We start from the raw sequence: 18,306 nt of genomic DNA on the forward strand, positions 1-18,306 counted from the left end.
CCCCGCCGCTATGGCAATCCTTGCCAGCTCACAAGGAATTGCGATGACCTTCCGGTGCCCCGTCCAGGAACAGCGTTTCGTCCTCGATCACGTCGTCGGCATCGCCGAGCTCACCAACGACAGCGACATCGTCGACGCGGTGCTCGAAGGCGCGGCGCAATATGCCGAGGGCGAAGTAGAGCCCTTGAACCGGGTCGGTGACGAGGTCGGGGCGAAATGGTCGCCCGAAGGCGTCGCCATGCCGCAGGGCTTCCATGGCGCGTACCGCCATTTCGTCGAGGGCGGCTGGATGACCATCTCGGCGCCCGAAGAAGCGGGCGGGCAGGGGCTGCCGCAGGCGCTCGGCGCGGCGGTGATGGAGGATTTGAACGCCGCCAACCTTGCCTTCGCGCTCTGCCCGATGCTCAGCATGGGCGCGATCGAGGCGCTGCAGGCGCACGGCTCAGACAGCCAGAAGGCCGACTATCTCGGGCGGATCGTCTCGGGCGAATGGCCGGCGACGATGAACCTAACCGAGCCGCAGGCGGGCAGCGATGTCGGCGCGCTCAAGACCCGCGCCGAGCCCAACGGCGACGGCTCGTGGGCAATCACCGGCACCAAGATCTTCATCACCTACGGCGACCACGATCTCGCCGATAACATCATTCATCTCGTGCTCGCCCGTACGCCCGATGCGCCCGCCGGCACCCGCGGCATCTCGCTGTTTCTGGTCCCCAAGATCCTCCCCGACGGCAGCCGCAACGACCTCCGTTGCGCGTCGATCGAGCACAAGCTCGGCATTCACGCCTCGCCGACCTGCGTCATGGCTTATGGCGACGAGGGCGGGGCAACCGGCTGGCTGATCGGGCCCGAGCATGGCGGGATGCGGGCGATGTTCACCATGATGAACAACGCGCGCCTCAACGTCGGTCTGCAAGGCGTCGGCATCGCCGAGCGCGCCACCCAGCGCGCGGTCGACTACGCGCTGGGCCGCGTCCAGTCCGCCCGCGCCGGCGGCCCGAGCCGCGAGCCCGTCGCCATCGCCGAGCACCCCGACGTCCGTCGGATGCTGCTCAGGATGCGCGCACTCACGATGGGCGCCCGCGCGCTGACCTATTACGCGTTCGGCCAAGTCGACCGCGCGCATCGCGGCGATGCGCAGGCCGCGCTGCGCGCCGACGTGCTGACCCCGCTGGTCAAGGCGTGGGGCACCGAAGTCGGCTGCGACGTCGCCAGCCTCGGCGTCCAGGTCCATGGCGGGATGGGCTATGTCGAGGAGACGGGCGCCGCCCAGCACCTCCGCGACGCGCGGATCGCCCCGATCTACGAAGGCACCAACGGCATCCAGGCCGCCGATCTCGTCGGCCGCAAGCTCGGCCTCGACGGCGGCCTCGCCTTCGACGGCCTCATCGCCGACATCCGCGCCGAAACGCAGTCACCGACGCTCCAAGCGCTCGCCGACGCAGTCGAGGTCGCCGCCGCGACCCTTCGCGCGGCCGAGGCCGACGACCGGCTGGCCGGCAGCTATCCGTTCCTGACGATGTGCGCGGTCCTCACCGCCGGCTGGCTGCTCGAGCGTCAGGCCAAGGCGGCGGTCGGCGACACGCCGTTCGAGCAGGTCAAGCGCGCCGCCGCCGGCTTCTTCATCGATGTGGTGGTGCCCGAAGCGATCGGGCTGGCCGCCGGGGCCGAAGCGGGCGCGAAGCTGCTCTACGCGGTGCCGGCCGAAGCGCTCGCCTAGCTCCGCTCCAGCAGTTCCACCGGATCGATCCCGAGCTGCTGCATTCGCGCGCGGATCGCCGGCCACTCCTGCGCGACGAACGCCTCGCGCTCACTGCTGGTCAGCCGTGCGCGCGCGCCCTCGGCGACGAACATGCCCACTCCGCGGCGGACCACAACGAGTCCCTCGTCCTGAAAGCCCTGATAGGCCTTGGCCACGGTCAGCGGATTGGCGCCCTGCTCGGCGGCGAGGGCGCGGACCGAGGGAAGCGAGCCCCCGTCACGATATTGCCCGCTCAAGATCCGGTCGGTGATCGTCTCGCGCAGGCGGACGTAAACCGGTTTCTCATGGGCGGTGCGCGGCGTCATGCTGTCCTAATACAGCGTGGCGGAGAAGATTGCAAGTCGGTGACGGTCCGTCAGGCGGGCGGCGACCAGCTTCGGACGATGCTCGCCGGATCGGGTCGGGGCCGCTCCTGCAGCGCAATTCCCGGGCTGCCGAGGAAGAAGAAACCGACGATCCGCTCGTCGGCCGACTGCGCGAAAGCCGCGCGGACGGTCGGGTCGGTGCTCGCCCAGCCGGTGATCCAGCCCCCGACGTAACCCAGCGCGTGGGCCGCCAACAAAAGGTTCATCGCCGCCGCCCCGGCCGACAGTTCCTGCTCCCACACCGGCACCTTATGCCCGGCGACCGGGGCCGCGAGCATCACCACCAGCGCTTCTCCCTGGTGCGCGAATTCCTCGGCCTTGGCGTGGTGCGCCGGTCCGGCATCCGGGTCATTCTCGTCGAGCGCGCGGTGCAGCAGCGCGGCCAGCGCCGCGCGCTGCTCCGGCTCGACGATCACGAACCGCCACGGCGCCAGCTTGCCATGGTCGGGCACCCGCATCGCGATCGACAGGATCTGCGCGAGCTCAGCCGGGGAGGGGCCCGGCGCGACCATCTCGCGCGGCCGTCCCGAGCGCCGGGTGGAGAGCAGCGCGAGGGCGGAAGAGCGGTCGTTGAGCATGCGCCGGGGACATAGGGACGCCGCCCGGCGGTCACAATGTGCTTGGCAGACGCATTTGGGCCGTTACGGTGCCGCGCCATTCAGCGCTCGTCAGCGCGCCAGGGAAGAGGAACTGCATGGTCAACGTCGGCCCCGAAACCACCACCGCGCCCATGACGGAGGACGTCGGGCGCAGCGACGGGGGGTGGTTCGGTCATCCGCGGCAGCTCGCGCGCCTGTTCACCACCGAGATGTGGGAGCGGTTCGGCTATTACGGCATGCGGGCGCTTCTGACCCTCTACCTGACCAAGCATTTCCTCTTCACCGACAGCCAGGCGACCGGCCTCTACGGCGGCTACACCGCGCTGGTGTACTTAACGCCGCTGATCGGCGGCCTGCTCGCCGACCAGTTCCTCGGCTCCAAGCGCGCGATCAAGTTCGGCGCGTTGGTGATGGCCGCGGGCTATTTCATGCTCGCCTTCGGCGGCAGCGCGGCCAAGCCCTATGCCACCATCGACGGCCAGCGCTACGAGGTGGTGGTCGACAATTTCGTCGACCGCCCGACCAGCCGCACCGACGAGGTCCGCTCGGTCGTGGTCGACAACCAGAAGCTGCAGATCCGCGGCAATGACGACGGCAGCGTCTCGCTGCTGAACGGCGGCCAGGAAGCGCGCCGCCTGCCCAAGGGCCAGTTCGAGGCCGGCGCCGAGCGCGATCCGCTGACCATCACCATCATGCTCATCGCGCTGTCGCTGATTTCGGTCGGCAACGGCTTCTTCAAGCCCAACATCTCGACCGTCGTCGGCGCGCTCTACGCCACCGGCGACCGCCGTCGCGACTCGGGTTTCACCATCTTCTACATGGGCATCAACCTCGGCAGCATCGGCGGCCAGCTCTTCTGTCCGTTGCTCGCCGACTGGCTCGGCTGGTGGGCGGGTCTGAGCCTCGCCGGTTTCGGCATGCTGATCAGCTATGCGCTGGTGCAATTCGATCGCGGGCTGCTCAGCGAATATGGCAACCGCCCCGACCATGCGCCCAACCGCGACATCCTCATCTACATCGGTGCGGCGGTCGCGGTACCGGTGCTGGTGTTCCTGTTCCAGAATCTGATGAACTCGCAGCCGGCGGCGCCCGGCTCGGGCTTCATCGGCTACCTCGCCTCGCTCTCGCTGATGGGCAAGCTCCTGTTCGGCACCTTCATCGTCGCGGTGCCGGGCATCCTCGCCTGGTCCTACGCCAAGGGAACCCGCCAGGAAGCGCAGATGATGACCGCGGCGATGATCCTCATCGTCTTCAACGTCTTCTTCTGGACCCTGTTCGAGCAGGCCGGCTCCTCGCTCACCCTGTTCGCCGACCGTAACACCGACCGCTCGGTGTTCGGGCTGTTCAACCTGTCGGCGCCGCAGACCCAGAACTTCAACCCGCTGTTCATCGTCCTGCTCGCCCCGGTGATGAGCGCCTTGTGGCTGCGGCTCGCCAAGCGCGGGCTCGAGCCGTCGATCCCGGTCAAGTTCGCGATCGCGCTGATGGGCGTCGGCGCGGGCTTTCTGCTGCTGGTGTTTGGCGCGCAGTTCGCCGGCGCGGGCAACAACTACCAGGTCGGTCTGTGGTGGCTCGCCGGCCTCTACCTGATCCATTCGCTCGCCGAGCTGTGCATCTCGCCGGTCGGCCTTTCGATGATCACCAAGCTGTCGATCGCCCGCATCGTCGGGCTGATGATGGGCGTCTGGTTCCTCTCGATCTCGGTCGCGCAATATGTCGCGGGCGTGGTGGCGCAATTCGCCAGCGTCGAGACCGTCGGCGGCCAGGTCACCAACCTCAAGAACAGCCTCGCCACCTACACTGGCACCTTCAGCACCATCGCCTGGATCGCGATCGGGGCGGGCGTGGTGCTGTTCCTGCTCTCCTGGCCGCTCAAGAAGTGGATGCACGGGGTCAACTAAGCGTCGTCAAACAGGGAAGACACGATGGGGATTTTGAAGGCGAGTGGCCTCGGCTTGCTGGCGGCGCTCGCCGCCGGGGTGCTTAGCGGCTGTGCGACGACCCCGGCGAAGGAGCCGCCGGTCAAGTTCAACCACGATCCCTATCCCTCGACCTACCGCGCCTATCCGGGCGTCCCGACCCTGCTTAAGGGCGCGACGGTGCTCGACGGGCAGGGCGGGCGGATCGACGGCGGCGATGTGCTCATCGCCGACGGCCGGGTGCAGGCGGTCGGTCGCGGGCTGTCGGCTCCGGCCGGCGCGATGGTGGTCGACGCCGCCGGCAAATATGTCACCCCCGGCGTCATCGACATCCACAGCCACCTCGGCGACTATCCGAGCCCGGCGGTCGCCGCGCACGACGACGGCAACGAAGCGACCGCGCCGGCCCGCCCCGAGGTCTGGGCCGAGCATAGTGTCTGGCCGCAGGACCCCGGCTTCAGCCGCGCGCTCGCCAACGGCGGCGTCACCACCCTCGAAATCCTGCCCGGCTCGGCCAACTTGTTCGGCGGCCGCTCGGTGGTGCTCAAGAACGTCCCCGCCCGCACCGTCCAGGGGATGAAGTTCCCCGGCGCGCCCTACGGCCTCAAGATGGCCTGCGGCGAGAACCCCAAGCGCGTCTACGGCTCAAAGGGGCAGATGCCCTCGACCCGGATGGGCAACATCGCGGTCACCCGCCAGACCTGGCTCAACGCGCAGGCCTACAAGCGCAAGTGGGACAATTACGAGGCGAAGGGCGGCGACATGCCCGAGCGCGACCTCGCGATGGACACGCTGCGCGGCGTGCTGGCGGGCAAAATCCTCGTCCAGAACCACTGCTACCGCGCCGACGAGATGGCGATCATGATCGATCTCAGCCACGAGATGGGCTACAAGATCGCCGCCTTCCACCACGCGGTCGAAGCCTACAAGATCGCCGACTTGCTGCGTGAGAATGGCATTTGCGCGGCGATGTGGGCCGACTGGTACGGCTTCAAGATGGAAGCCTATGACGCCATCCGCGAGAATATCGCGCTGGTCGACCGGGCCGGCGCCTGCGCTATCGTTCACTCCGACGATCCCAACGGCATCCAGCGCCTGTACCAAGAGGCCGGCAAGGCGATCGCCGCCGGCCGCCGCGTCGGCATCCCGATCAGCGAGGAGCATGCCTGGACCTGGCTTAGCGCCAACCCCGCCAAGGCGCTCGACATCTTCGACAAGACCGGCAGCCTGACGCCGGGCAAGATGGCCGACGTCGTGCTGTGGAACGGCAATCCGTTCAGCACCTACACGCGGCCCGAACGCGTATGGATCGACGGTGCGCTGATGTACGACGCCAACAACCCACGGCTGCGCCCGGTCAGCGATTTCGAGCTCGGCCAGCCCGGCGAGGGAGACGTCAAATGACCCAGCGCAAGCGCATCTCCTGGCTCGGCGTCACCGGGATCGTCTGCGGCCTTGCCGGCGTCCTCGTCGGCTACAAGGCGTCGGCCGAGACCATCGCCATCGTCCGCGGAACTATCGCCATCGGTGACGGCTCGGCCCCGATCCCCAACGGCACCGTCGTCGTCCGTGACGGCCGGGTGGTCGCCGCCGGCGCGAGCGTCGCGGTGCCCGCCGGCGCGCGCGTCATCGACGCCACCGGCAAGTGGGTCACTCCGGGAATCGTCGCCGGCTTCTCGCGCCTCGGCCTGACCGACGTCGACGGGGTCGAGCAAGCGACCGACATCAGCAGCGACGGCCCGTTCAGCGCCGCGCTCGACATCGCCCCGGCGATCAATCCCAATGCCCAGCCGGTGGCGGTCAACCGCGCCGATGGGGTCACCCGCGCGATCGTCGCGCCCGGCGTCGGCAAGAGCATCTTTGCCGGCCAGGGCGCGCTGATCGACACCGCCGCCGATGTCGATCCGGTCACCCGCGCCCGGCTGTTCCAATATGTCGAGCTGGGCGAGCAGGGGGCCGAGCAGGCGGGCGGCTCGCGCGCCGCGGCCCACGTCCTCCTCCGCAACGCGCTGCGCGAAGCGGCCGAGCTTGGTCGCGGCATCCCGGCCGCGGCAGTCACCCGCAATCCGATTTCGCCCGACAGCCAGCCGGTCGTCCGCAACCCCAACGAATCACGCCTCTACGACGCCCGTCGCAGCCAGGACGTCCTGCTGACCCGCTTCGACGCCGCGGCGCTGGTGCCGGTGCTGCAGGGTCGGCAGATCCTGATGATCCACGCCGAGCGCGCCGCCGACATCCGCCAGGTGATCGCGCTGGGTCGCGAGTTCCCGCGGCTCAAGCTGGTGCTGGTCGGCGCCGACGAGGGCTGGACCGTCGCCCCCGAGCTCGCCCGCAGCGGAATCCCGGTGATCGCCTCGGCATTGTCCGACCTGCCCGCCGCCTTCGAGAGCATCGCCGCGACGCAGAGCAACATCGGCCGGATGCGCGCTGCCGGGGTCAAGGTCGCGATCGGGACCGTCAACGACGACGACACCCGCATGGCGTTCCGCGCCCGCCAATATGCCGGCAACCTGGTCGCGCTTGGCCGGCTGCCCGGCGCGGTGGGGGTGAGTTGGGGCGAGGCGCTGGCGCTGATCACCAGCCGGCCCGCCGAAGCGGTCGGCGTGGGCGGTGAGATCGGCAGCCTCCAGCCCGGCCGCCACGGCGACGTCGTCATCTGGTCGGCCGATCCGCTCGACAATGTGGCGGCGGCCGAGACGGTGCTGATCGATGGGGTCGAGCAGCCGCTGGTTACCCGCCAGACCCGCCTGCGCGAACGCTACCAGGACCTGACGCCCGGCGTTCTCCCGCCGGCTTATCGGCGGTGAGCGCGATGGGGGCCATCTTCCTCTTCGCGGTTCTGTTCGTCGGCACGCATCTCGTCATGTCGCACCCGCTGCGCGCGCCGCTGGTCCGCCGCCTCGGCCCGCGCGGCTTCGTCGCCGCCTACAGCGCCGTCTCCTTCGCCACCTTCATCCCGCTGATCCTGGCGCGGCGCAGCGCCGGCGGGGTTGACTGGCTGTGGGAACCGTCGGACCTCGCCTGGGGCATCGCCGCGCTGCTGATGCTGTTCGCGTCGATCCTGCTGGTCGGCTCGTTCGTGAAGAACCCCGCGATCGAGACGCTGGCCAACCCCAAGGCCGCGATCCCGCCGCCGCATGGCGTCTTCCGCATCACTCGCCACCCGATGATGTGGAGCTTCGCATTGTGGGCGATCGCCCATCTGCTGGTGAATCCGCAGCGTCCGGCGATGATCGTCGCGCTCGCCATCCTCATCCTCGCGCTGGGCGGCGCCGCCGGGCAGGATGCCAAGAAGAAGGCGCTGCTCGGCGAACGCTGGGCCGAGTGGGAGGCGCAGACCAGCTACTTGCCCTTCGGGCGCGGACTCGCCGCACCGGGCTGGACCGCTTTGCTCGGCGGCGTCGCACTGTTCCTGCTGGCGACCTGGCTCCACCCAATCCCCGTCGGCATCTGGCGCTGGATAGGCTGACGCTGGCGCGGTAGGAGCGCCCGATGACCCGCAAATATTTCGGCACGGACGGGATCCGCGGCCTCACCAACACCCTGCCGATGACGGTGGAGATCGCACTCAAGGTCGGTCAGGCCGCCGGCGCGCGCTTCCTCCGCGGCGACCACCGCCACCGAGTGGTGATCGGCAAGGACACCCGCCTGTCGGGCTACATGATGGAATCGGCGCTGGTCGCGGGCTTCACCAGCGTCGGCATGGACGTCGTCCTGCTCGGCCCGATGCCGACCCCCGCCGTGGCGATGCTGACCCGCTCGATGCGCGCCGACCTCGGCGTGATGATCTCGGCCAGCCACAATCCCTTCGCCGACAATGGCATCAAGCTGTTCGGCCCCGACGGCTACAAGCTCAGCGACGAGGACGAGCTCGAGATCGAGGCGATGCTCGAGGGCGACCCCATCCGCGCCGAGCCCAAGGCCATCGGCCGCGCCAAGCGGATCGAGGACGCGCGCGGCCGCTACGTCCACTTCGCCAAGAACACCTTTCCTGAGGACCTTCGGCTCGACGGGCTCAAGATCGTGGTCGATTGCGCCAACGGCGCCGCCTACCACGTCGCCCCCGATGCGCTGTGGGAACTGGGCGCCGACGTCATCCCGCTCGGCGTCTCGCCCAACGGCACCAACATCAACGACGAATGCGGTTCGACCCACCCGCAGCTTCTTCAGGAAACGGTGGTCGCCAGTGGCGCCGACATCGGGTTGGCGCTCGATGGCGACGCCGACCGGCTGATCGTGGTCGACGAGACCGGCAAGGTGATCGACGGCGACCAGCTGATGGCGCTGATCGCATTGGACCAGCACCGTCGCGGCCAGCTGAAGGGCGGGGCGGTGGTCGCCACGGTGATGAGCAATCTGGGGCTCGAGCGGAAGCTTCAGGCCGAGGGCCTCCGCCTCGACCGCACCAAGGTCGGCGACCGCTACGTGCTCGAAGCGATGCGCGCGACCGGCTGCAACGTCGGCGGGGAGCAGTCGGGCCACATCATCCTGACCGACCACAGCACCACCGGCGACGGCCTCGTCGCGGGCCTCCAGATCCTCGCGGCGATGGTCGGGCAGGGCAAGTCGGCGAGCGAGCTGCTCAACCAGTTCGAGCCGGTGCCGCAGCTCCTCAAGAATGTCCGCTTCAAGTCCGGCGCGCCGCTCGACGACGCCGCGGTCAAGGCGGTCATCGCCGACGCGGAGGCCGAGCTCGCCGGCCGCGGCCGCCTCGTCATCCGCAAGTCGGGCACCGAGCCGCTCATTCGCGTGATGGCCGAAGGCGACGACGAGGGGCAGGTCCACGCCGTCGTCGACCGCATCTGCGACGCGGTGCGCCAAGCGGCTGCTTAACGCTATGTTCGTCATTGCGAGCGTAGCGAAGCAATCCAGTGCCTCGATGAGCGCAGCAATGGATTGCTTCGCCTGCGGCTCGCAATGACGGGAACCATGTCGAACACCACCCCCCGCATCCTGATCATCGCGGGCTCCGACAGCGGGGGCGGCGCGGGCGTGCAGGCGGATATCAAGACCGTCACCATGCTCGGCGGCCATGCGATGACCGCGATCACCGCCATCACCGCGCAGAACACGCTCGGCGTTACCGCGGTGCATCCGGTCCCGGCCGAAATCGTGCTGGCGCAGATCGACGCGGTGATCGACGACCTCGGTGTCGACGCCATCAAGATCGGGATGATCGGCTCGGCCTTCACCGCGCATGTCGTCGCCGACCGCCTTGAGCAGCTCGAACCGCGCGTGCCGATCGTCTTCGATCCGGTGATGGTCGCGACCAGCGGCGCGGCGCTCGCCGACGACGCCACCGTCGCCGCCTTCAATCGGCTGATGGACATCGCCACCATCGCCACCCCCAATCTGCCCGAGCTGCAGCGCCTGACCGGCAAGGAAGACCCGGTCGAGGCCGCGCTGGCGCTGGTCGGGGCGCACGGCTGTGCGGTGATGATCAAGGGCGGGCATGACGAGGGCGACGCGCTCGCCGACGCGCTGATCGAGGAAGACAATATCACCAGCTGGCAGGGCAGCCGGATCGACACGCCGCACACCCACGGCACCGGCTGCACGCTGGCCAGCGCGATCGCGGTCGGGCTGGCCGAGGGCAATGACCTCGCCGGCGCCATCGCCACCGCGCGCGAATTCGTCCGCATGGCGCTCTACGAAGCGCCGGGGCTGGGGCAGGGCGCCGGGCCGATGGGCCACCAGCGCGTCCGACTTGATGTCGGTGGCGGCCCGCGCCTCAACCAGGTCACGCTGACCGGCAAGGATTACGCCAAGTCGGTCGCCTTCTACGCCCGGCTCGGCCTCAAGCAAATCGTCGACAGCCCCGAAAATGGCTACGCCCGCTTCGAGAGCTGGGGCGGGGGCACGCTGTCGATTCAGATCGACCCCGAGGAGGAGATGGGGCCGACCACCGCCATCTACCTCGAATGCGACGATCTCGACACTCGGGTCGAGCAGCTCGCTCGCCAGGGCCTGCCGTTCGAGCACGGCCCGCGCAACCAGCCGTGGATGTGGCGCGAGGCACGGCTGCGCGACCCGTCGGGCAACATCGTCTTCCTCTACAAGGCGGGGGAGCATCGCCGCTATCCGCCGTGGCGGCTCGAGGCCGAGGAAGCGCCGGCGAAAAGCGACGAGCCGAGCCCGGCGCCCGCATTCGACTCTTTCGAGGTCAAGCGCGCCGTCCTACCCTAGGCGTCGTGGCCCGACCCTGTTTCAAGCTCGAGCGTGATCACCCCATGCCGCTGGCCGGCGTGGACGAGGCCGGCTGCGCCCCGCTGGCGGGGCCGGTGGTCGCCGCCGCCGTGGTGCTCGACCGCGAGCGCTTCCCGCGCGGGATCGACGACAGCAAGAAGCTCGACCTCGCCACCCGCGAGGCAATCTACGCCCGGCTGACCGTCCAGGCGCGCTTCGGCGTCGGCATCTGCAGCGTCGAGGAGATCGACGCGCTCAACATCTACTGGGCGCGGATGCTGGCGATGACCCGCGCGGTTGAGGCGCTCGGCTTCGAGCCAAAGATGGTGATGGTCGACGGCAACCGCTCCCCGCGCTGGACCCGGCCGAGCGTTGCGGTGGTCGCCGGCGACGCCAAGTGCCGCTCGATCGCCGCCGCCTCGATCGTCGCCAAGGTCACGCGCGACCGGATCATGGCCGCCCACGCCGAAGCGCACCCAGGCTACGGCTGGGAGACCAACCGCGGCTACCCGACCCCCGACCACCGCCGCGCGCTCCGTGACCTCGGCCCGACCCCGCTTCACCGCCGCAGCTTCGCCCTCGTCCGCGAGGCGGTGGCGCTGCATGAGATGCCGTTCGCGATTGCGGCGGAATGATTGCACTCGCGGCAATCGTCCTTGCGGCAATGCCGGCCGCACCGCCACGCTTCCCAACGCGTGCTGGACAATGCGAATGGGTTCGAGGGCGTTTCGCATTCTGGAACGGTGCGGGCATCAGGCGGATCACGGTGTCCGGCACCCGGCACATCATCAATTTACGCGACGACGACGAAGACGTGCCGGATATCCGCTTCTCAATGCGCAACGCTTGGCCCAAAGAGGATTACTGGGGCGACTTCTTCGTATGCGCTCGCGAAATATATGTCGCTGGACACATGCAGCACGTCCGGTTGAGACGAGTGCGAAGTGTCATCGCACGTCCGATTTGATCGAAACAGCGGAGACGAGTCCTCCGCGCCACACCACAGCCGGTTGAGTCCAGCGGAACCTCACAGACTCAACATCTTGTGCCGCAAACGTTGCGGACTCGTTCCGTTCTCGGCGCTCGGCAAGCACCGTTAACCCTTTCCCGATTGACCGCGAGTCCGGTCGGACTCAGCATAGGCTCCACTCCGGGGGTGCTATCCATGAATCTCGTTCTGCCAGTCCGGCCGGTCAAGGAACGCGTGCGCAAGGCGCCGGTCTTCGAGGACGGCCACCTCATCCAGGGCGACTGCGTCGAGGAATTGAAGAAGCTGCCGGCCAAGTCGGTCGACATGATCTTCGCCGATCCGCCCTACAACCTCCAGCTCGGCGGCGACCTGTTCCGGCCCGAGGGCGGGCGGGTCGACGCGGTCGACAACGAATGGGACCAGTTCACCAGCTTCGCCGCCTACGATGCCTTCACCCGCGCCTGGCTGGCCGAGGCGCGCCGCGTGCTCAAGGACGACGGGTCGCTATGGGTGATCGGCAGCTACCACAACATCTTCCGCGTCGGCACCGCGCTCCAGGACCTCGGCTACTGGGTCCTGAACGACATCGTCTGGCGCAAGGCCAACCCGATGCCCAATTTCCGCGGCACCCGCTTCACCAACGCGCATGAAACGCTGATCTGGTGCGCCAAGGACGCCGAGGCGAAATACACCTTCAATTATCGCGCGATGAAGGCGCTCAACGACGACCTGCAGATGCGCTCCGACTGGGTGCTGCCGATATGCTCGGGGTTCGAGCGGCTCAAGGACGACGACGGCCACAAGGCGCACCCGACGCAGAAGCCCGAGAGCTTGCTCTACCGCGTGCTGCTCGCCTGCACCAAGCCGGGCGACACGGTGCTCGACCCTTTCTTCGGCACCGGCACCACTGGCGCGGTCGCCCGCCGCCTGGGCCGCCGCTGGATCGGAATCGAGCGCGAGGACAGCTATGTCGCGGTCGCCCGCGAGCGGATCCACGCCACCTTGCCGCTCGACGAGAGCGCGATGGAGACGGTGCCCGACAAGCGCAGCCAGCCGCGCGTCGCCTTCGGCCTGTTGGTCGAGAGCGGGATGATTGCGCCCGGCACCGTGCTGAGCGACGCCAAGCGGCGGTGGAAAGCCGCCGTCCGTGCCGACGGCTCGCTGTCGTGTGGGCCGCATACCGGCTCGATCCACAAGGTCGGCGCCGGGCTTAACAAGGCGCCGAGCTGCAACGGCTGGACCTTCTGGCACGTCGAGCGGCAGGGCCGGCTGGTCCCGCTCGACACGCTGCGGCAGGAGCATCTGGCGGGGCTGGAGTAATTTTCGTCATTGCGAGCGTAGCGAAGCAATCCATTACGTGCGCCCTGAGCCTGCCGATGGATTGCTTCGTCGCTTCGGTCCTCGCAATGACGGTTGAGCCATGACCCGAACCATCCTCCGCCCCACCGCTTTCGTCGACGCGCCCTTCGGCCATGACGGCAAGGTTGCGCGCCTTGCCGGGGGGATGCTGTGGTTTACGGCGGTCGAATTCATTCCGGTCGACGGCGGCCCGGCCGAGCTCGTCCCGGTCGCCGACCTCGATCGTCACCTCGATGACGACACCGCCGCGCAGTGGGCGGCGATCACCGCCCCGCGCGCGCCCATGCAGCTGGGCGAGCGCACGATCCGGCTCGACCAGCCGCAGGTGGTCGGCATCCTCAACGTAACGCCCGACAGCTTCTCCGACGGCGGCAAGAACGCCGATCCCGCGGCCGCCACCTCGGCCGGCTTCACCATGGCCGAGCAGGGCGCGGCGATGATCGACGTCGGCGGCGAGAGCACGCGCCCCGGCGCCAAGCCCGTCTGGGAAGGCGACGAGATTGGCCGGATCGAGCCCGTGGTCCGCGCGCTGGCGGCGGGCGGCGTGGCGGTCTCGGCTGACACCCGCAAGGCGGTGGTGATGGAGGCCGCGCTCGCCGCCGGCGCCCGCCTCGTCAATGACGTCTCGGCGCTGACCTGGGACCATCGCGCTCCCGAAGTGCTCGCCGCCGCCAAGGTCCCGACCGTGCTGATGCACCACCAGGGCCGTCCCGAGACGATGCAGGACAATCCGTCATACCCGCGCGGCGCGCTGGTCGAAGTCTGGCTGTGGCTCGCCGAGCGGATCGCCGCGGTCGAGGCCGCCGGCATTGCCCGCGCCAATCTCATCCTCGATCCGGGCATCGGCTTCGCCAAGACCGTCGCGCACAATCTTGAGCTGATGAACGAGCTGACCGCCTTCCACGGCCTCGGCTGCCCGCTGCTGGTCGGCGCCAGCCGCAAGCGCACCATTGGCGCGCTCCACAACGAAGCCCCCGCTGACCGCCGTCTCGGCGGCAGCATCGCGCTGGCGATCAAGGCGGCCGAGCAGGGGGTGCAGCTGCTCCGCGTCCACGACGTCTTCGAGACGGTCCAGGCGCTACGGGTCTGGCGCGGCTTGCACGATCAGGCGCTGACGCCGCGCCGCTGAGCTGCACAAGCAAACGCCCGGATCTCTGGAGAGACCCGGGCGTCCGCGTGACGATTGCTCGTCAGCCCCCTTTGGAGTGTTGCCTGCCCACCGAACGGCCCTGACCGTCCCGGCAGCCTCCCGGACAATCTGGCTCTTGGCCGGATCGCCCGCTTGGTGATGGGAAGCTGATCCAAATCAGGTTGCTTGTCACCACGCAATTGCGTGGGGTGGCGCATTTGCGCGACGCTTGTGGCGTGTGCGCCACATCGGCCCGCCGCATTGCCTGTTCAGCTTGCCGCCTCTAGGAGCGCGCCATGCGTTTTTCCCAAGCCTTCCTGCCCGTCCTCAAGGAGAGCCCGAGCGACGCCCAGATCGTCAGCCACAAGCTGATGCTCCGCGCCGGGCTCGTCCGCCAGACCGCCGCCGGAATCTACGCCTGGCTTCCGCTCGGCTTCCGTGTCCTCCAGAAGATCGAACAGATCGTCCGCGAGGAGCAGGACCGCGCCGGCGCGATCGAATTGCTGATGCCGACGCTGCAGTCGGCCGACCTCTGGCGCGAGAGTGGCCGCTACGACGCCTACGGTCCCGAGATGCTCCGCATCCGCGACCGACACGAGCGCGAAATCCTCTACGGCCCGACCAACGAGGAGATGATCACCGCGCTGTTCCGCGACGACACCCGCTCGTACCGCGACCTGCCGCGCACGCTCTACCACATCCAGTGGAAGTTCCGCGACGAGGTCCGCCCGCGCTTCGGCGTGATGCGCGGGCGCGAGTTCCTGATGAAGGACGCCTACAGCTTCGACCTTGACGAAGCGGGCGCGCGCCTGAGCTACTACCGCCAGATGCTCGCTTACCTGCGGACGTTCCAGCGGCTCGGCATCCAGGCGGTGCCGATGCGCGCCGCCAACGGCCCGATCGGCGGCGACCTCAGCCACGAGTTCATCGTTCTCGCCCCGACCGGCGAGAGCGAAGTCTTCTACGACGCCGCCTACGACGAATTCGACTGGAGCCAGGCGGACCTGAGCTACGCCGACGAGGCCGGGCTCAAGGGCCTGTTCGACCGCGTCAACACCACTTACGCCGCGACCGACGAGACCCATGAGGAAGGCCGCTGGGCTGAGGTCGCCGTCGACCGCCAGCGCACCGGGCGCGGGATCGAGGTCGGCCACATCTTCTACTTCGGCACCAAGTATAGCGAATCGATGGGGCTCAAGGTGACCGGGCCGGGCGGCGAGACCGTCGCCCCGCACATGGGCAGCTACGGGGTCGGCGTCTCCCGCCTGGTCGGCGCGATCATCGAGGCAAGCCACGATGACGCCGGGATCATCTGGCCCGACAGCATCGCGCCATGGAAGGTCGGCATCGTCACCATGCGCGGCGACGATGCGGCGAGCATGGCTGCGGCGGGCGACCTCTACGCCAAGCTCACCGCCGCCGGGGTCGAGACGCTCTACGACGACCGCGACGAGCGAGGCGGGGCCAAGCTCGCGACGATGGACCTGATCGGCCTGCCCAAGCAGGTTATCTTGGGCCCGCGCGGCCTCGCCGCCGGCACGGTCGAATTGAAGGACCGCCGCACCGGCGAGAAGCAGGAGATCAGCCTCGAGAGCGCGCTGGCGCACCTCACCGCATGATCCTCAACCGCTACGAGCGCACCATCGCCAAGCGTTATCTCCTCCCCGGTAAGGGCGAGGGGTTCATCTTCCTGGTCGCCGCGATCAGCCTCGGCGCGGTCGCGCTCGGCGTCGCCGCGCTGATCATCGTGATGAGCGTGATGAACGGCTTCCGCGCCGAGCTGTTCGACAAGATCGTCGGCCTGAACGGCCATGCGATCGTGGTCGGCTACGAGGGACGCCTGCCCGACTGGCAGCGCATCGCCACCCAGGCCAGGCAGGTTCCCGGCGTGGTCTCGGCGCTGCCACTGGTTGAGCAGCCGCTGATGGCCAGCGCCAATGGCCGGGTTGAAGGCGTGCTCGTCCGCGGGGTCCGCCGCGCCGACCTGCTCAACACCCCGACACTGATGAACAACGTCAAGTCGGGCGACCTTCGGCTGCTCGAGCCCGGCTCGGGCAAGATCGCGCTCGGCACCCGCCTCGCCGAGCAGCTCGGCGCCTATCCGGGGAGTGAGATCAGCCTGATCAGCCCGGAGGGCCGCGCGACCCCGGTCGGCACCGTCCCGCGGATCGTCAGCTACACCGTCGCCGCGACCTTCGAGGTCGGCGTCTACGACTATGACAATAGCTATGTGATCATGCCTATCGAGGACGCGCAGAACCTCCTCATGCTCGGCGACAATGCGCAGATGGTCGAGGTCATGGTGACCAAGCCCGACAAGATCCAGCCGCAGGTCGCCGCGCTCCAGCAGATCGTCGGCGACCGCGGCCGGGTGACCGACTGGCGCAACATGAATGCCGCGCTGTTCGAAGCGCTCGAGGTCGAGCGGGTGGCGATGTTCGTCGTCCTTTCGCTGATCATCCTCGTCGCGGTGTTCAACATCCTCTCGTCACTGATCATGCTGGTCCGCGCCAAGACCCGCGACATCGCCATCCTGCGCACGATGGGCGCGAGCCGGCGGAGCATGATGAAGGTGTTCGTCACCGTCGGCACCACCATCGGCTCGCTCGGCATCCTGCTCGGCATTATCATCGGCGCCGTCTTCCTCTACTTCCGCCAGTCGGTGGTGAACGTGATCCAGCTCGTCACCGGCCAGAATTTGTGGGATCCCTCGGTCCGCTTCCTGTCCGAGTTGCCGAGCAAGTCCGACCCGGTCGAGATCGCCGCGATCATCCTGCTGGCGCTGCTGCTGAGCTTCCTGTCGACGCTCTACCCCGCATGGAAGGCGGCCAGCACCGACCCCGTCCAGGTCCTCCGCTATGAGTGAGCCCGTCCTCGCCACCCGCGACCTCAAGCGCTCCTTCACCCAGGGCGAGACCACCATCGAGGTGCTCCGCGGGGTCGAGCTGGCGATCATGCCCGGCGAAATCGTCGCTTTGCTCGGGCCGTCGGGCTCGGGCAAGTCGACCCTGCTCCAGGCGGTCGGGTTGCTCGAAGGCGGCTTCGAAGGCTCGATCCGGATCGCCGGCCGCGAGGCCAGCGAGCTCGACGATGCCGGCCGCACCGACCTGCGCCGCGACGCGCTGGGCTTCGTCTACCAGTTCCACCACCTGCTGCCCGACTTCACCGCGATCGAGAATGTGGTGCTGCCGCAGCTCATCCACGGCGCCGAGCCCGCCGCGGCCAAGGCGCGTGCCGAGGAGCTGCTGACCACGCTACGGCTCGGCAACCGCCTCGACCACCGTCCGGCCAAGCTGTCGGGCGGGGAGCAACAGCGCGTGGCGGTGGCCCGCGGGCTCGCCAACCGGCCGCCGCTGGTTCTCGCCGACGAGCCCACCGGCAACCTCGACGAAGCGACTGCCGACGTGGTGTTCGCCGAATTCGTCAATCTCGTGCGCGGGGAGGGGAGCGCCGCGCTGGTCGCCACCCACAATGAGCGGCTCGCGGCACGCATGGACCGCGTCGTCCGCCTCCACGAAGGACGCCTGGCATGAGCGAGCTTCATCAGCTTCCGATTACCGCGGCCGACGGCAGCCAGACCAACCTCGCTGCCTTCGACGGCAAGGCGCTGCTGATCGTCAACGTCGCCAGCAAGTGCGGCTTCACCCCCCAATATGCCGGGCTGCAGGCGCTCCAAGACCGCTTCGCCGCGCAGGGTTTCTCGGTACTCGGCTTCCCCTGCAACCAGTTTGGCGCGCAGGAACCGGGCGACGCCGCCGAGATCGCCAATTTCTGCAGCCTGACCTACGACGTCAGCTTCCCGGTCTACGGCAAGATCGACGTCAACGGCGACGCCGCCGCGCCGGTCTACCGCTATCTCAAGCATGAGGCGCCCGGCCTGCTCGGCAGCGAGGCGATCAAGTGGAACTTCACCAAGTTCCTGGTCGACCGCGCGGGCAAGGTGCTCAAACGCTACGCCCCGCAGACCAAGCCCGAGGATATCGCCAAGGACATCGCGGCGGTCCTCTAGCGGCTGCC

17 protein-coding genes are annotated in these 18,306 nt (G+C 68.6%); 15 read left to right on the forward strand and 2 right to left on the reverse strand.

All coding sequences use genetic code 11. The annotated features are described in order from the left end of the window. Nucleotides 1–43 precede the first annotated feature (43 nt). On the forward strand, nucleotides 44–1,720 hold the full coding sequence (locus GCU42_RS02340; protein ID WP_114228023.1) for an acyl-CoA dehydrogenase family protein: 1,677 nt from the start codon (nucleotides 44–46) through the stop codon (nucleotides 1,718–1,720). On the opposite strand, the gene GCU42_RS02345 is transcribed toward GCU42_RS02340, so the two are convergent. Both GCU42_RS02345 and GCU42_RS02350 read right to left on the reverse strand, forming a co-directional pair. Beyond that, the gene (locus GCU42_RS02345) at nucleotides 1,717–2,067 is read right to left on the reverse strand and encodes a GntR family transcriptional regulator (RefSeq protein WP_114228022.1); all 351 of its coding nucleotides are present in this window, start codon (nucleotides 2,065–2,067) and stop codon (nucleotides 1,717–1,719) included. The genes GCU42_RS02340 and GCU42_RS02345 overlap by 4 nt on opposite strands. A gap of 50 nt (nucleotides 2,068–2,117) precedes the next feature. Then, nucleotides 2,118–2,705, reverse strand: a complete 588-nt coding sequence (locus tag GCU42_RS02350) for a nitroreductase family protein (protein WP_114228021.1) — start codon at nucleotides 2,703–2,705, stop codon at nucleotides 2,118–2,120. Nucleotides 2,706–2,857: 152 nt separating this feature from the next. Here GCU42_RS02350 and GCU42_RS02355 point away from each other — a divergent pair, with 152 nt between their 5' ends. From GCU42_RS02355 to GCU42_RS02420, 14 genes are all read left to right on the forward strand, one after another. Continuing rightward, on the forward strand, nucleotides 2,858–4,627 hold the full coding sequence (locus GCU42_RS02355; RefSeq protein WP_240309516.1) for a peptide MFS transporter: 1,770 nt from the start codon (nucleotides 2,858–2,860) through the stop codon (nucleotides 4,625–4,627). A 24-nt stretch (nucleotides 4,628–4,651) separates the two neighbouring features. Further along, the gene (locus tag GCU42_RS02360) at nucleotides 4,652–6,049 is read left to right on the forward strand and encodes an amidohydrolase (RefSeq protein WP_114228019.1); all 1,398 of its coding nucleotides are present in this window, start codon (nucleotides 4,652–4,654) and stop codon (nucleotides 6,047–6,049) included. Beyond that, nucleotides 6,046–7,452, forward strand: coding sequence for an amidohydrolase family protein (locus GCU42_RS02365; protein WP_114228018.1), 1,407 nt, complete (start codon nucleotides 6,046–6,048; stop codon nucleotides 7,450–7,452). The genes GCU42_RS02360 and GCU42_RS02365 overlap by 4 nt, the downstream gene beginning before the upstream one ends. A gap of 5 nt (nucleotides 7,453–7,457) precedes the next feature. After that, on the forward strand, nucleotides 7,458–8,114 hold the full coding sequence (locus GCU42_RS02370) for an NnrU family protein (protein ID WP_114228371.1): 657 nt from the start codon (nucleotides 7,458–7,460) through the stop codon (nucleotides 8,112–8,114). 23 nt (nucleotides 8,115–8,137) lie between these two features. Beyond that, nucleotides 8,138–9,478, forward strand: a complete 1,341-nt coding sequence (glmM, locus tag GCU42_RS02375; protein ID WP_114228017.1) for a phosphoglucosamine mutase — start codon at nucleotides 8,138–8,140, stop codon at nucleotides 9,476–9,478. Nucleotides 9,479–9,574: 96 nt separating this feature from the next. Then, a complete protein-coding gene (gene thiD, locus GCU42_RS02380; RefSeq protein ID WP_240309486.1) occupies nucleotides 9,575–10,831 on the forward strand; it encodes a bifunctional hydroxymethylpyrimidine kinase/phosphomethylpyrimidine kinase in 1,257 nt (418 codons plus the stop codon). Between the two features lie 5 nt (nucleotides 10,832–10,836). Continuing rightward, the gene (locus GCU42_RS02385; protein ID WP_240309485.1) at nucleotides 10,837–11,466 is read left to right on the forward strand and encodes a ribonuclease HII; all 630 of its coding nucleotides are present in this window, start codon (nucleotides 10,837–10,839) and stop codon (nucleotides 11,464–11,466) included. Then, on the forward strand, nucleotides 11,463–11,798 hold the full coding sequence (locus tag GCU42_RS02390) for a hypothetical protein (RefSeq protein WP_152569423.1): 336 nt from the start codon (nucleotides 11,463–11,465) through the stop codon (nucleotides 11,796–11,798). The genes GCU42_RS02385 and GCU42_RS02390 overlap by 4 nt, the downstream gene beginning before the upstream one ends. 198 nt (nucleotides 11,799–11,996) lie before the next feature. Further along, nucleotides 11,997–13,121 carry a site-specific DNA-methyltransferase gene (locus GCU42_RS02395; RefSeq protein WP_114228014.1) on the forward strand — a complete coding sequence of 375 codons (1,125 nt, stop codon included), beginning with the start codon at nucleotides 11,997–11,999 and terminating at the stop codon, nucleotides 13,119–13,121. 100 nt (nucleotides 13,122–13,221) lie between these two features. Continuing rightward, a complete protein-coding gene (gene folP / locus GCU42_RS02400) occupies nucleotides 13,222–14,289 on the forward strand; it encodes a dihydropteroate synthase (RefSeq protein ID WP_114228013.1) in 1,068 nt (355 codons plus the stop codon). Nucleotides 14,290–14,585: 296 nt separating this feature from the next. Continuing rightward, nucleotides 14,586–15,908 (forward strand): proline--tRNA ligase, encoded by a 1,323-nt coding sequence (gene proS, locus GCU42_RS02405; protein WP_114228012.1) that lies wholly within the window; start codon nucleotides 14,586–14,588, stop codon nucleotides 15,906–15,908. Then, nucleotides 15,905–17,155: a lipoprotein-releasing ABC transporter permease subunit gene (locus tag GCU42_RS02410; RefSeq protein ID WP_114228011.1), complete on the forward strand. Its 1,251-nt coding sequence runs from the start codon at nucleotides 15,905–15,907 to the stop codon at nucleotides 17,153–17,155. Before proS ends, GCU42_RS02410 begins: the two co-directional genes overlap by 4 nt. Continuing rightward, nucleotides 17,148–17,822 carry an ABC transporter ATP-binding protein gene (locus GCU42_RS02415; protein ID WP_114228010.1) on the forward strand — a complete coding sequence of 225 codons (675 nt, stop codon included), beginning with the start codon at nucleotides 17,148–17,150 and terminating at the stop codon, nucleotides 17,820–17,822. The genes GCU42_RS02410 and GCU42_RS02415 overlap by 8 nt, the downstream gene beginning before the upstream one ends. Next, nucleotides 17,819–18,298, forward strand: coding sequence for a glutathione peroxidase (locus tag GCU42_RS02420; RefSeq protein ID WP_114228009.1), 480 nt, complete (start codon nucleotides 17,819–17,821; stop codon nucleotides 18,296–18,298). The genes GCU42_RS02415 and GCU42_RS02420 overlap by 4 nt, the downstream gene beginning before the upstream one ends. The last annotated feature ends 8 nt before the right edge of the window (nucleotides 18,299–18,306 follow it).

The sequence above is a fragment of the Sphingomonas ginsengisoli An et al. 2013 genome (assembly GCF_009363895.1).
GTDB classification, from domain to species: Bacteria; Pseudomonadota; Alphaproteobacteria; order Sphingomonadales; family Sphingomonadaceae; genus Sphingomicrobium; species Sphingomicrobium ginsengisoli.